General features: G+C 63.9%; 14 protein-coding genes. 10 read left to right on the top strand and 4 right to left on the bottom strand.

Features of this window, described 5'->3' with window-relative positions; translation table 11 throughout:
- Positions 1-63: 63 nt before the first annotated feature.
- Both F759_RS0131870 and F759_RS0131865 read right to left on the bottom strand, forming a co-directional pair.
- Positions 64-801 (bottom strand): glutathione S-transferase, encoded by a 738-nt coding sequence (locus F759_RS0131870; protein WP_027803407.1) that lies wholly within the window; start codon positions 799-801, stop codon positions 64-66.
- A 160-nt stretch (positions 802-961) separates the two neighbouring features.
- Positions 962-2,056: a YeiH family protein gene (locus F759_RS0131865; protein WP_027803406.1), complete on the bottom strand. Its 1,095-nt coding sequence runs from the start codon at positions 2,054-2,056 to the stop codon at positions 962-964.
- A gap of 116 nt (positions 2,057-2,172) precedes the next feature.
- Here F759_RS0131865 and F759_RS0131860 point away from each other — a divergent pair, with 116 nt between their 5' ends.
- The 8 genes from F759_RS0131860 to F759_RS0131820 all read left to right on the top strand — a co-directional run bounded on the left by F759_RS0131860 (position 2,173) and on the right by F759_RS0131820 (position 10,304).
- Positions 2,173-3,063: a LysR family transcriptional regulator gene (locus F759_RS0131860; protein ID WP_027803405.1), complete on the top strand. Its 891-nt coding sequence runs from the start codon at positions 2,173-2,175 to the stop codon at positions 3,061-3,063.
- 199 nt (positions 3,064-3,262) lie between these two features.
- Positions 3,263-4,036 (top strand): TIM barrel protein, encoded by a 774-nt coding sequence (locus F759_RS0131855; protein WP_027803404.1) that lies wholly within the window; start codon positions 3,263-3,265, stop codon positions 4,034-4,036.
- Between the two features lie 95 nt (positions 4,037-4,131).
- The gene (locus F759_RS0131850; protein ID WP_027803403.1) at positions 4,132-5,121 is read left to right on the top strand and encodes a sugar kinase; all 990 of its coding nucleotides are present in this window, start codon (positions 4,132-4,134) and stop codon (positions 5,119-5,121) included.
- Between the two features lie 225 nt (positions 5,122-5,346).
- On the top strand, positions 5,347-6,636 hold the full coding sequence (locus F759_RS0131845; protein WP_027803402.1) for an MFS transporter: 1,290 nt from the start codon (positions 5,347-5,349) through the stop codon (positions 6,634-6,636).
- Positions 6,637-6,640: 4 nt separating this feature from the next.
- Positions 6,641-7,606: a 2-hydroxyacid dehydrogenase gene (locus F759_RS0131840; RefSeq protein WP_027803401.1), complete on the top strand. Its 966-nt coding sequence runs from the start codon at positions 6,641-6,643 to the stop codon at positions 7,604-7,606.
- Positions 7,607-7,730: 124 nt separating this feature from the next.
- Complete coding sequence (locus tag F759_RS0131835) at positions 7,731-8,816, top strand: LacI family DNA-binding transcriptional regulator (RefSeq protein ID WP_027803400.1); 1,086 nt, start codon at positions 7,731-7,733, stop codon at positions 8,814-8,816.
- A 195-nt stretch (positions 8,817-9,011) separates the two neighbouring features.
- A complete protein-coding gene (locus F759_RS0131825) occupies positions 9,012-9,851 on the top strand; it encodes a YhfC family intramembrane metalloprotease (protein ID WP_027803399.1) in 840 nt (279 codons plus the stop codon).
- 87 nt (positions 9,852-9,938) lie between these two features.
- Positions 9,939-10,304, top strand: coding sequence for a DUF3022 domain-containing protein (locus tag F759_RS0131820; protein WP_027803398.1), 366 nt, complete (start codon positions 9,939-9,941; stop codon positions 10,302-10,304).
- Between the two features lie 7 nt (positions 10,305-10,311).
- Here the strand turns inward: F759_RS0131820 and F759_RS0131815 are convergent, their stop codons facing one another.
- Together F759_RS0131815 and F759_RS0131810 are read right to left on the bottom strand one after the other, a co-directional pair.
- Positions 10,312-10,749, bottom strand: coding sequence for a PGDYG domain-containing protein (locus F759_RS0131815; RefSeq protein ID WP_027803397.1), 438 nt, complete (start codon positions 10,747-10,749; stop codon positions 10,312-10,314).
- Between the two features lie 151 nt (positions 10,750-10,900).
- On the bottom strand, positions 10,901-11,422 hold the full coding sequence (locus tag F759_RS0131810; protein ID WP_027803396.1) for a Spy/CpxP family protein refolding chaperone: 522 nt from the start codon (positions 11,420-11,422) through the stop codon (positions 10,901-10,903).
- Between the two features lie 197 nt (positions 11,423-11,619).
- On the opposite strand from F759_RS0131810, the gene F759_RS0131805 reads away from it, so the two are divergent.
- Positions 11,620-12,504, top strand: a complete 885-nt coding sequence (locus tag F759_RS0131805; RefSeq protein WP_027803395.1) for a LysR family transcriptional regulator — start codon at positions 11,620-11,622, stop codon at positions 12,502-12,504.
- A 66-nt stretch (positions 12,505-12,570) separates the two neighbouring features.
- The gene (locus F759_RS0131800; protein ID WP_027803394.1) at positions 12,571-13,029 is read left to right on the top strand and encodes an Lrp/AsnC family transcriptional regulator; all 459 of its coding nucleotides are present in this window, start codon (positions 12,571-12,573) and stop codon (positions 13,027-13,029) included.
- The last annotated feature ends 366 nt before the right edge of the window (positions 13,030-13,395 follow it).

The following is a 13,395-nucleotide window of genomic DNA, read 5'->3' as shown; positions in this document are numbered from 1 at the left end:
GCAGTGCGCCCGCTAGACGAAGCGGGCGCGCGGCCGGGCATGAACGAAGAATTGCGGCGCCGGTCAAGCCGCCGCCTTGTCGAGTTCGGGATAGTGCCTGAAGATGCACGCCTCGTTATGTTCGATGCGGCGCTCCGATTGCAAATAGGCGGCGATGTTCGGCCGCTCCCTCACCGCGGCGTGCAATGCGGCGAGCCGCGGGTAGTGCTCGGCAAAGCGCTTCAGCGCGCGTGGAAACGCATATAACAGCCCGTCGATCAGCTGGAACATGGACAGGTCGACGTAGGTCAGCGAGTCGCCCACCATGAACGTGTCGCCGGCGGGATTCTGCTTCAGCACGCGCTCGAAATACTTCATGAACTTCGGAATCCGGTTGTCGATGAAGTCGTGCGCGCGCGCCTTCGCCGCGTCTTTCTGATCTTCGTAATAGAGATTGCTTGCGAGCGGATGATGCGTGTCGTGCGCCTCGGTGACCACGTCTGCAATCGTCAGTTGCAGCCCGTTTGCCACGTAGCGCAAGCTCTCCACGGACGGCGCCAGGTTCAGGCGCGGGCCGAGATAGAACAGGATATTCGCGGTCTGCGAGATCACCAGATCGCCGTCTTTCAGGAACGGCGGCGCAAACGGCGGATAGGGCTCGTCCTTGCTTTTCATCACGGCCATCATCGCGCCGGTGCCGAGACCTTCGGAGGCATCGCCGCGCGCCACTTCCACGTAGTCCACGCCGGCTTCTTCCAGCGCCAGCCGAACAAATTCGCCACGACCTTGCAGGCCGTCCCAGTAGTAAAGTTCCAGGCTCATCGATTCATCCTCATTCAGGTTGCATGAACGCGGTGTTCAGCGCGCCGCATCGAACGCACGCGCCGCTCGGGCAGCCAGTATGCCGCGCTAGCGAGCCGGATGCTCGCGCAAAACGCGCAAAACCCCGCGCGCGGCGGGGTTGGTTCGAGCGAAGGGCGGCTTAGCCGAAGAGGCGCTGGACAGTCCATGTGATTCCGAGTCCGCCCGCAATCAGCCACACGTAAAGGATGAAGCCCGTAGTCAGCGCGCGAGGACCCGCCTGACGAATCTGCGAGATGCGCGTTTCGATGCCGAGCGCGGTCATGGCCATTGTGAGCGCGAACGTATCGAGTGTATTCAGCGTCGTGGTGGCGGCTTGCGGCAGCACATGCAGCGAGTTGATCACGACGAAGGCAAGAAAGCCGAGCGCGAACCAGGGAATTGCGAGCTTGCCCGGACGCTGGTTGGCGCGAGCGCCTTGCTGCAAGCTCGCTGCTGTCGCGTCGCGGCGGGCGGCGCGGCTCACCCACAGACCGACCGCGAGCAACACCGGTACAAGCAGCATCACGCGAGTCATCTTGACGATGGTGGCGATATGCGTTGCTTCCGGGCTCACGTTGCTCGCCGCGCCGACCACCTGCGCGACTTCGTGAATCGTGCCGCCGAAGAAGAGGCCCGCGCCGACCGTGTCGAGATGCAGCCAGCCTGCGTTGAACAACACCGGGTAAAGGAACATCGAAAGCGTCCCGAACAGCACCACGCTGCCGACGGCCATCGCGCTCTTGTGCGGCTTCGATCGCAGCGTCGACTCGAAGGCGAGCACGGCGGCTGCGCCGCAAATCGCGCTGCCGGCAGCCGTAAGGAGCGCCGTGTCGCGGTCGAGCTTCATGATTTTCATGCCCGCCCATGTGCCGATCAGCAGCGTGCTGGCGACGATCAGTACCGATTCGGCGAGGCCCGGCAAGCCGACCTGGGCGATTTCCTGGAGGCTCACCCGCAGCCCGAAGAACGCGACCGCGATGCGCAGCAGCTTGCGCGCCGAAAAATTGACGCCCGCTGCCCAGCTTGCCGGCATGCCGTCGCGCAGCGCGTTGCCGTAGATGGCGCCGGCCATGATGCCGACGATCAGCGGGCTGAGCCCCAACCCGGCAATGGCCGGAATTTCGGCGATGCGGGTAACGGCAGCGGCGAATAGCGCGACGAAGAGGATGCCGTTGAGTTGCCCGCGGGCGGACGATTGTTCGGGGGCGGTAGCGGTGATGTGAGCAGATGTCATGGTTGCAGCCTGCGTGACTGACGGGATTCAATGGCTCCAATCCTAAATTAGATATATCGATATGAAAAATCGTCATTTAGAATGGAAAATATCAGTCTGTCGGATATTTGCCTTCCATGACCCCAGATCAGCTTATAACGTTTGCCGCCGTCGCCGACCATCTGAACATCAGCCGCGCCGCGCTTGCCCTACATCTGTCGCAGCCGGCCGTGTCGGGGCAATTACGGCAACTCCAGGACGAATTCGGTGAAGCGCTCTATCAGCGCGACGGCCGCGGCGTGCGCCTGACACCGGCCGGCGAGCAACTCGCGAGCTATGCCGCGCGGTTACGCGACACGTGGCGGCAGGCGCACGCATACCGCGACGCGCTGCGCGGCCTCGAGCAGGGCACGTTGCGGATTGGCGCGACCACTACACCGGCGAGCTACCTGCTGCCTTACCTGATCGCGGATTTTCATCGACGGTATCCGGCGGTGACGGTCCATACCGCCGACGGCAATACGACCGACATCGTCGGCGCGCTGGGTTCGGTCGACATCGCACTGATCGAGGGTCCGGTGGGCGCCGATCTGCCGCCCGGCACCGCCGTCCACGCGTGGCGTGAGGACGAGATCGTGGCGATCATGCCGCGCACGCATCCGCTCGCGGAGGCGGCGCAGGGAGCGGGCATCGACCTGGCGGCGCTTGGTGCCGAGCCGCTGATTGTGCGCGAGGCCGGGTCGGGCGTGCGCCAGGTCGTGGAGCGCGCGTTCGCCCGTGCGGGTGTGCAGATGCGAGTGGCGCTCGAGATTGCCGGCGTCGAGGGCGTCAAGGAAGCGGTGCGGGCCGGCATGGGCATCGGCTTCGTCTCGGCGATGTCGATGCGGCACGAAAACAGCGCGTTACGCGTCTTTTCGCTGAGCCCCGAGCCGCTGACGCGGCGGTTGTCGATCGTCGTGCCGCATGCGAGCGCGCCGCCGCGCGTGGTTCAGCAGTTCCTTACGCTTTGTCTGGCGGATGGCGCTTGAGTCCTGGCGCCCGCGCGTAACGCTTGAAACGGCGAGGCCTGCATCGCATGAGAGGCGCCGCCTGGGGATTTCCACTATGGTGCGCGGATGGGGCTCCGGCGCACTATTCACGCAATGCGAGCGCTTCGGCGCTTTTTTTAAAGTCAGCTTTGGAACCGGTTCCAAAGTCGCGGATCCCCGAATAATCGGTAGCTACCACATGACGAAAGCAGTTGAAGTAGCGATTGTCGCTAGCGCTTTTGGCGCGGACGCGGTGCGAACGGCGGGTCATCGCAAGTGGGCGGAAGCAAGCCGGCGCGCCGGGGCAGCCGGTTTCGAGGTGCGCCGCGAACTGTTCGGTTACGAAGCCGACGCCGCGCCATCGCGCCTTGAGGAACTAGGCAAGCAGATTGCGGAGCTGGGCTTGTGGTCGGTGTATTCGACGCCGGCGTCGCTGTACGCGGAAGACGGCCAGCTCGACGCCGCCGCGCTGCGCCTTGCGCTCGACGAAGCGGTGGCGCTCGGCGCGCGCTTCGTCAAGCTGCAACTGGGCGCTTTCACTAGCGACGGGCATGGCGATGCGATTGCGGCGCAGTTGCGGGGCATGGATGTGCGGCTCGTCGTCGAGAACGGACAACTGGCGCAGGGCGGCTTGCTGCCGCAATTCAGCGACCTGTTCGATGCATTGGGGCGCGAAGGTCACTCCGGCATGCTTGGTATGACTTTCGACGTAGGGAATTGGGCTTGGTGCGGCGTGGCAGCGCTCGACGCCGCCGCTGCATTGGCATCTCACGTCGAGTACGTGCATTGCAAGATCGCGGCCGGCGAGGGCGCACGGCGGTTCGCGGCGGCGCCCGCTGTTGACGACGCTTTGTTCGCCGCCGTGCTGCACCGACTGCCGCGCAACGTGCCGCGCGGCATCGAGTTTCCGCTCGACGCCGCCTGTATCGACGAGGACGCAGCACGACGCGTCGCGTGGCTGGCCGCGGCGTGAGGGGCGGGTGGAATCTGAGAAGAAGGCACCAAGCACCAAGCACCAAGCACCAAGCACCAAGCACCACAGCCACGACGCACACGCAGGAGCAAGTCATGAGCAACCCGAGCGCAGCACTGGACATCATCACCTACGGCGAAGCAATGGCCATGTTCGTCGCTGCCGAAACGGGCCCGCTTGCCAGCGTCGGCCAGTTCAGCAAACGCATTGCGGGCGCCGACCTGAACGTTGCGATCGGTCTTGCACGGCTTGGCTTCAAGGTCGGCTGGATGAGCCGCGTGGGCAACGATTCATTCGGCCAGTACGTGCGCGATACGTTGACGAAAGAAGGCATCGACCAGCGCTGCGTGAGCACCGACGAGCGCTACCCGACCGGTTTCCAGTTGAAGTCGAAGAACGACGACGGCAGCGATCCCGCCGTTGAATACTTCCGCCGCGGTTCGGCGGCGAGCCATCTGTCGGTCGCCGATTATGTGGCCGACTATGTGTTGCCGGCGCGTCATCTGCATCTGACGGGAGTGGCGCCCGCGATCTCGGCGAGCTCGCGCGAACTCGCGTTCCACCTGGCACGCGGGATGCGCAGAGCCGGAAAAACCATCTCGTTCGATCCCAACTTGCGCCCGACGCTATGGCCGTCGCGCGCCGCGATGGTTGAAGGGCTGAACGCGCTCGCCGCGCTCGCTGACTGGGTGCTGCCCGGCATCGGCGAGGGCGAGATTCTGACCGGCTACACGCAGCCCGACGACATCGCGAAGTTTTATCTGGAGCAGGGCGCGCGCGGTGTGATCGTCAAGCTCGGCGCTCAAGGCGCGTATTTTCGCACGGCCGACGCCGCCGGCGTGATTGCCGGCGAGCCGGTCGCCAAGGTCGTCGATACGGTCGGCGCGGGCGATGGATTCGCCGTCGGCCTGATCAGCGCGCTGCTCGAAGGTAGAACGTTGCCGCAGGCGGTCACGCGCGGCAACCGCATCGGGGCGCTGGCGATCCAGGTGATCGGCGATTCTGAAGGACTGCCGAGCCGCGCCGAACTGGATGCACTCGAGCGTGGCGATCTGTCGAGCTCGAGCGTCGCGCACGCGGCCTGAAGCACGTGCATTGCGGTCGTTTGCGGCCGTTGCAGGCGTTTGCTGTCGTCTACGCAAAGCTGCAAACACCCGCACGAACAGCATTGACGCAGTCACGCGGTCCGGCGCCCGCGGTTCTCACCAGACCCGTAAGCCTGGCTGCATCGATAACAGCAAGAGCGCCTGAAACGCGCCGCAAAACCTTCGTTCATCTTTGTTTCGGGACGCCGTAAAAGGAGACACCCCATGACCTCATCTCTCGCGATTCGCCGTTGGTGGACGATCATGCCGATCGTATTCATCACGTACAGCCTCGCTTATCTCGACCGCGCGAACTACGGTTTTGCGGCGGCGGCCGGCATCAATCAGGATCTTGGAGTCAGCAAAGGACTGTCGTCGCTGATCGGCGCGCTGTTCTTTCTCGGCTATTTCTTTTTTCAGATTCCGGGCGCGATCTACGCCGAACGCCGCAGCGTCAAGAAGCTCGTGTTCTGGAGCCTCGTCCTGTGGGGCGGTTGCGCGGCGCTGACCGGTATGGTCAGCAATATCCCGTCGCTGATGGTGATCCGCTTCGTGCTCGGCGTGGTCGAGGCCGCGGTGATGCCGGCCATGCTGATCTTCATCAGCAACTGGTTCACGAAGAGCGAGCGCTCACGCGCCAACACGTTTCTGATTCTCGGCAATCCGGTGACGGTGCTGTGGATGTCGGTGGTATCTGGCTATCTCGTGCATTCGTTCGGCTGGCGCAATATGTTCATCGCCGAGGGCATTCCCGCGATTCTGTGGGCCGTGTGCTGGTGGTTCATCGTGCAGGACAAGCCGCAGCAGGTCTCGTGGCTCACGCAGCAGCAGAAGGACGATCTCGCCGACACGCTGCGCGCCGAGCAGGCCGCGATCAAGCCGATGCGCAATTATGCCGAGGCGTTCCGCTCGTCGGCCGTGATCAAACTGTGCGCGCAGTATTTCTGCTGGAGCATCGGCGTCTATGGTTTCGTGCTGTGGCTACCGTCGATCCTGAAGAACGGCTCCACGCTCGGCATGGTCGAGACCGGTTGGCTGTCGGCGCTGCCGTATCTGGCCGCGACCATCGCGATGCTTCTGGCGTCGTGGGCATCGGATAAACTCAACCGCCGCAAAGTGTTCGTCTGGCCGTTCCTGCTGATCGGCGCGATTGCGTTCGCGGCGTCGTATGCGCTCGGCTCCACGCATTTCTGGCTTTCGTATGCGGCGCTCGTGATTGCCGGCGCCGCGATGTATGCGCCGTACGGCCCGTTCTTCGCAATCGTGCCCGAGCTGCTGCCGAAGAACGTCGCGGGCGGCGCGATGGCGCTGATCAACAGCATGGGCGCGCTGGGTTCGTTCGTCGGCTCGTATATGGTCGGCTATCTGAACGGCGCGACCGGAACGCCCGCGGCATCGTATGCGTTCATGAGCGTCGCGCTGATCGCGGCGGTTATCCTCACGCTGATCGTCAAGCCGCAACAGCAGGCGGCACAGCCGCGGCACAAACTCGCTACACCGTTGCAAGGAAAATAAGCCGATGAAGAAGATCGTCGCCTGGAAGCCGCTTCCCGAAGATGTGCTTTCGTATCTGCAACAGCACGTAAAAGTCGTGCAGGTCGACCCCGCCCAGCACGACGCGTTCGTTGCCGCATTGCGCGATGCGGACGGCGGCATCGGGGCGAGCGTGAAGATTACACCGGCGATGCTCGAAGGCGCGACGCGGCTCAAGGCGCTCTCGACGGTCTCTGTCGGCTTCGATCAGTTCGACGTCGCCGATCTCACGCAGCGCGGCATCGTGCTTGCGCATACGCCCGACGTGTTGACGGAATCCACCGCCGACACGGTGTTCTCGCTGATCCTCGCGTCGGCTCGCCGCGTGGTCGAGCTCGCCGCATGGGTGAAGGCGGGGCAGTGGCAGCACAGCATCGGGCCCGAGCAATTCGGCGGCGACGTGCAGGGCAAAACGCTCGGTATCGTCGGCCTGGGGCGCATTGGCGGCGCGGTCGCCCGGCGTGCGGCGCTTGGCTTCAACATGAAGGTGTTGTACACGAATCGCAGCGCAAATCATGAAGCCGAAGAGGCTTACGGTGCGCGCCGCGTCGAGTTGCCGAAACTGCTTGCAAACGCCGACTTCGTCTGTCTGCAAGTGCCGCTCACGCCGCAAACACGGCACATGATCGGCGCGAACGAACTCCGGGCGATGAAGAAAACCGCGATCCTGATCAATGCGTCGCGCGGCGCGACCGTCGACGAACACGCGTTGATCGAGGCGTTGCAAAACGGCACCATTCACGGCGCGGGTCTCGACGTGTTCGAGACGGAGCCGTTGCCCGCCGATTCGCCGCTCCTAAAGATGGCGAACGTGGTTGCGCTGCCGCATATCGGTTCGGCGACGCACGAGACCCGTCATGCAATGGCGCGCAACGCAGCGGAAAATCTCGTCGCCGCGCTCGACGGTACGCTGGCGACCAACATCGTCAATCGCGAAGTGCTGCAACGGTGAAGAGCGTCGTGATCGAGCGTTCATTGCCGAACCGGTGCGTAGAGCGTTGCATTAGCCGATGCATTAGCAGATGCATTAGCCGATGCAATAGTCGATGCATTAGCCATTCCTTTGCGGGGCTCGGATGAACGCGCCGCCGACATCGCCAGCCACGCCGCGCCGCGCGACGATCACCGATGTCGCGCGCGAAGCCGGCACCGGCAAGACCAGCATCTCGCGTTATCTGAACGGCGAGATGAGTGTGTTGTCGCCGGAATTGCGCGCGCGCATCGAGGCCGCCATCGAACGGCTCGACTATCAGCCTAATCAGATGGCGCGCGGTCTGAAGCGCGGCCGCAACCGGCTGATCGGCATGCTGCTCGCCGACCTCACGAATCGCTATACCGTCGAAGTGCTGCAAGGCGTCGAGGCTGCGTGCCATGCGCTCGGCCTGATGCCGCTCATCTGCCACGCGGCGAACGAAGTGGAGATGGAGCGACGCTATCTGCAACTGCTCACCACTTATCGCGTGGAAGGCGTGATCGTCAACGCGCTTGGCGTACGCGAGGAAACGCTGCGGCCGGTGGGCGGCGGCGGAATTCCTGCGGTGCTGGTCGACCGTTCCGTCGAAGGACTCGTCGCCGATATCGTCGGACTCGACAATCGGGCGGCGGCGGAACTCGGCACGCGGCATCTGCTCGATGGCGGCTTTCGGGATATCTGGTTCGTCGTCCAGCCGTTCGAGCAGGTCAGCTCGCGGCGGCTGCGCGAGGCGGCGTTTCGCGAAGCGATGACCGCGCACGAAACGACGCGTGCAGGCGCTGCGCGGCCCCACACGCTCGTGCTCGATCTTGCCGATCCAGAGCAGAGCGCTCGAAGCCTCGCGCAACTCGATCGCGCGATCGATGCTGCGAACCACTACCACGCGGGCGCGGTCGGCAACGCCGCGCGTGTCGCGGTTTTTGCGGCGAATGCGCCCGTCGCGTTGCGGCTCGCATTGCATCTGAAGGCGCGTTACGGCGCCGACTGGCAGGCACGCGTTGCGCTGCTTTCCATCGACGATCCGGAGTGGGCCGAACTGACGGGCATCACGACGATCCGCCAGCCGACCTACGACATTGGCTACCGGGCGGTCGAGTTTCTGCATGAGCGGATCGAAGGCGTGCAGACCGGTGCGCGCGACTGTCTGTTGCCGGGGGAGTTGATCGTCCGCGCGTCGACATCGGGTTAGGTTGTGGCCGGTGTCCGGGCTGACCTCGCAGCGGAGGGCTGAAGCCAACGTTCTGGGCGAGTACCCCAAGGCTAACGTTCAAGGGCAACGTTCAAAGCCAACACCCCGCCCACTTCCAGGTTGACTTCCCTCCGATCTGCGATCATGCGGGCTGCGGCGCGCAGCGGTTGCGCGCCGGTCATTGCAAGGAAACTCATGGTTGTTGCACCGCTTACCCTGTCGAGCCTCGCCCTCGCGACGCTTCTGGTCGCCGCTTTGCCCTTCGTCATCTACCGCCGCCTGCGCCGGCCGCTAGCGCTGAAGCCGCGCGACGCGATCGCCGGCATCGCCGTATTTGCGTTATTCGCGATGGTGATCGAGCGCGCGCTGAACGACTACGTGCTGCATCGGAACGAGGCGACGGCCACATTCCTGTCCCATCCGCTTGCGTTCGTCGTGTACGGCGCGTTCGCGGCAGGGATTTGCGAGGAAGTGGGGCGCTTCATCGGCATGCGCCTGCTGATCAAGCGTGCGGCGGCGAAGGCGGCGGCTTCAACGTCACAAACGCCCCGCACCGATGACGGCACCGCGCTCACCTACGGCCTCGGTCATGGCGGCGCGGAGGCGTGGCTCGTCGGCGTGCTGGTGCAGATTCAATGGATTCTGTTCGCGGTATTCGAAAACCGCGGCCAACTCGATGGCTATCTCAGCAATCTGCCGACCGAATCGGTCATGCGCATCCATCTGATACTCGCGAGCCTGACGCCCCAAACGGCGGGTATTTTCGCGCTTGAACGCGTGGCCGCGCTCGTCTTCCAGATCGGCTTGTCGGTGTTGATGTGGCGTGGCTTGCTTGCTGGCTGGCGTGCGATCCTGCCGCTCGCGATCGCGCTGCATGCGCTCGTTGACGTGCCCGCCGCACTGTTCCAGGCGCAACTGGTGCCGCTCGCCGCAGTAGATGCCGTGTATGCGTTGGGAGCGCTCGTCGTGGTGGGGCTGCTGGTGAGGATTTACAGACGCCCCGGCGCCGAGCGCATGACGGCGCTGCCTCGCTAGCGCAGTTGCGCTTCGCAACCGGTGCGCGCACCCGTCGTCTTACAATCGGCGGCCAGCAACCGCTGACCCCTATCTTTCGGCACATATATGGAAGCTTACCAATACGACTGCGCGAATCCCGAGTTCGAGGAACTGGCGCGCGTTATCAGCGATCTCTTTCCCGAGCAGACGCAGTTCATCGAGCGCGCGGCCGAAGACGGCACGCCGACGCTGGCGATTCACTGGGTAGCGATGCGCTTCGGCGCGACCGCGCGGCGCATCGTGATGACGGTTCAGATCGCGCCGGCGGCGCTCGCGCGTTATCGCTCGTTACCGGCGCGGCTGCGTGGCCGCAGCTTCGCGGTGTTGCGCGCGTATGTCGAGGCGAGCATCGGCTCGCTCGAGGAACTGTATGCGAATGGCGAAGCGGTGCCGCGCGAAGTCACCGTGGATCTCGGCGACGAGTTCGCGTGACGGCGCTTCAGTCCGCGAGGCGGTAGACCTTCGCGAAGCGCGCGGCCTGCACGACGCCGTAATCGCCCGGCGCGTACTGCATGATCCAGTCGCCGGCCGCGCCGCGCAGCACGTCGCCGCCGTTTGCCGAACGCGCGAGAGAGAACGCTTCACTCATCTGTTTGGCGAGTACGACAGCGGGGCGATTCCGGTAAGCGCCGGCCTCGCCATGGGTGAGGGCGGCGTCGGCGGGGACATATTTGGCGTCGAAGCGTTCACGCGAAACGACCCAGCGCTCGCCGGTCGATCCGGTGATCAGCGCGTCGCCCGGCAGATAGCGGTTGGGCCCTTCCAGGCTCATCAACTCGCCTTGTGTCGCGGCGAATTCGACGTTGACGGTTTCGTCCTTGACGACGCGCCGTGCGGCGGCGTCATGACGCAAGTCGAGGTTATCCAGGTGGTTCATGAAGCGGGCAGAAGGTTGTTGACGGTGGCGTCGCGACTTCGCGTCTTCGATCGCGGACCTGCATCATGCCAGACGCATCTTACTGTGCGGTTCTTTTGTAATGCGCGGTGCGGAAAACCGCACCGCGCGCACTCCATCTTGCAGTCGATCTTTACGGCTTGACCGTGGCGTCGCTTGCGGGAGCCGGCGCGGGCTTGCCGCTCTTACCCTTGCCATGATGACGGGCGCGGCCATTGGCGCCGCCCTGGTGACGGAACGTCACATCGGCGAGCTTCTTCTGTTCGGGCGAGAAGCTGTTGTAAAGCGGATCGAATGCGTCCACCAGCTTCTTCATGCCGTCCGCGTGCGCCTGTGCGATGGTGGCGTACTGTTTCATGTCGTCGAGCGCGGAGACGTTCGTCGCCGCGCGGCGCTGCTTGAACAGTTCGCCCATCGTCTCGCCGTTGCCGCGCATCACGTCGGCGAAGGTTTTCCACTGCGGTTCCTGCTCCGGCGTGATCTTCAGCTGCGAATGCAGATAGGCGATGCGGTCCTCGACATTGCGCTCGTGACCGCCCTTCGCGACGGGCGCTGAAGCCGCCGTGCCCGAAGGCGCCGCAACCGGTGCGGAAGCTTGCGCAAATGCGCCGCTCATTGCGACTGCGGAGGCCAGCATGACCAGTGCTTTTTTCATCGAAACTCCTGATGTCTGTTGGAATTGGGACAAGGCGCATGGGGAGCGGTCCCGCTTGCGAGGCGCCGCATTGCACGCGGTAGCGCTATGGTGCGGACCGCTCGTCCTGGCCGTCGGCGCTATTAGTATCACGATATCCCTACAATGCGGCTCTTATGCGACAAACGCTTACAACCGAAACGAACAGGAAATAGCGGGTGGATAAATTCGTCAGCATGGAGATTTTCGTAGCCGTGGTGGAGGCGGGCAGCCTGACGGCGGCGGCTGAACGCTTCGACATTTCGTCGGCGATGGTCGGCAAGCACATCCGCTCGCTCGAAACACGGCTCGGCACGCGGCTTCTCACGCGCACCACGCGCCGTCAAAGCCTGACCGAGATTGGCCGGCAATATTACGAGCAGTGCAGGCGCATTCTCGCCGACGTAAAGGACGCTGAGTCGCTCGCCGAGGCTATGGCCGCTGCGCCGCGCGGCGTACTCAAGGTGACGGTGCCGCTGACCTACGGCGTCGAGGTGTTTTCTCCGGCGATGACCGACTATCTGAGCGCATGGCCCGACGTCACGCTGGAACTCGATCTGTCGAACCGTGTGACCGATCTCGTCGAAGAGGGCTTTGACGCCGCCGTGCGCATCGGTCATCTACCGGATTCGAGCTTCGTTGCGCGTCCGTTGAAGCCGTACCGGATGCGCGCGTGCGCGTCGCCGGCATATCTTGCACGAGCGGGGATCCCGCGCACGCCCGCCGATCTCGCGCATCACGAATGCCTTGGTTTTCTGCATTGGGGACGCGAGGGCACGTGGCGCCTTGGCGGCGAAAACGCCGTGCAAAACCCTTTGCACGCGGGGCGTTTTCGCGCGAACAACGGTCAGGCGCTGAAGGTGGCCGCGTTGCATGGTTTCGGTCTTGTTCTGCAACCGGAGGCGCTGCTGGCACGCGAGATTGCGAGCGGAGAACTCGTGTCGGTGCTCGAAGAGCATCTGCCTCAAGGCGCGCCCGTTCATCTCGTCTATCCGCGCGACCGGCGTGCCACGCCCAAGCTTACGAGCTTCATCGACTTCGTGATCGAGCGCTTCGGCGCATAAGGCCGCGTCGAACAGTAAAGACGCGCGATAATCCGCACCATTGCCACCACCTTTTTCTCTCCTTCGATGAGACCTCCGCGCCTCGACCAACTCGACGATCTCGACCGCAACCTCGTGGCGCTGCTTCAGGCGAACGCCCGCGAGAGCGTCGCCAATCTCGCGCGCCAACTCGACGTGGCGCGCACCACCGTGATCGCAAGAATCGCGCGGCTCGAGCGCAACAACGTGATTGCGGGCTACAGCGTGCGGCTCGGCCAGGACGTGCTCGATTCGAGCATCTATGCGTACGTGGGCATCATCATCGCGCCCAAACATGGGCCTGCGGTGCAGAAGCGTCTCGGCAAGATGCCCGAAGTGCAACTGCTGTGTGCGGTGAGCGGCGAATTCGATTACGTGGCCTGGCTGCGCGCGGATTCGCCGGATCGTCTGAACGATCTGCTCGATCAGATCGGCGGAATGGAGGGCGTCGAGCGGACCACGACCTCGATCATTCTCGCGAGGAAGATAGACCGCGGCATGGTGTGAAGCGCGTCCTGTGTGGGCGCTGTTTCTTGTGTTTTCGACGTTTCGCCTGTGAGGCGCGTCGAAGTGTCGAAGTTGATGGTCATTACGCAGCATTTTGCGCGTATGAACTGTTTTTGCTTCTCTCTAAACTGTCGCTCAAGGGTTCGAGCCCGCCGCGCGCCGCGCTTCATGGCGGCGCACTTTCAAGCTGGAGACAGCGCACAGAACAGGTCGGAGCGGGCGCTAAGGTGCTAAGTCTGGTTGACTGCCGTCGATGGGATCAGAAGAGGTTCTTTGCATGGGGCCGCAGTAACGCGCTAAAGCGCGAACTCCGACCGACAGCTAAAGCGCTAACTCTGGTCGACAGCTGTGCATGGGACCAGACCA

Origin of the sequence: Paraburkholderia dilworthii, from assembly GCF_000472525.1 — a bacterium.
Lineage (GTDB): Bacteria > Pseudomonadota > Gammaproteobacteria > Burkholderiales > Burkholderiaceae > Paraburkholderia > Paraburkholderia dilworthii.
Note: the sequence above shows the minus strand (reverse complement) of the source record. Positions and strands in the feature narration are given on the sequence as shown.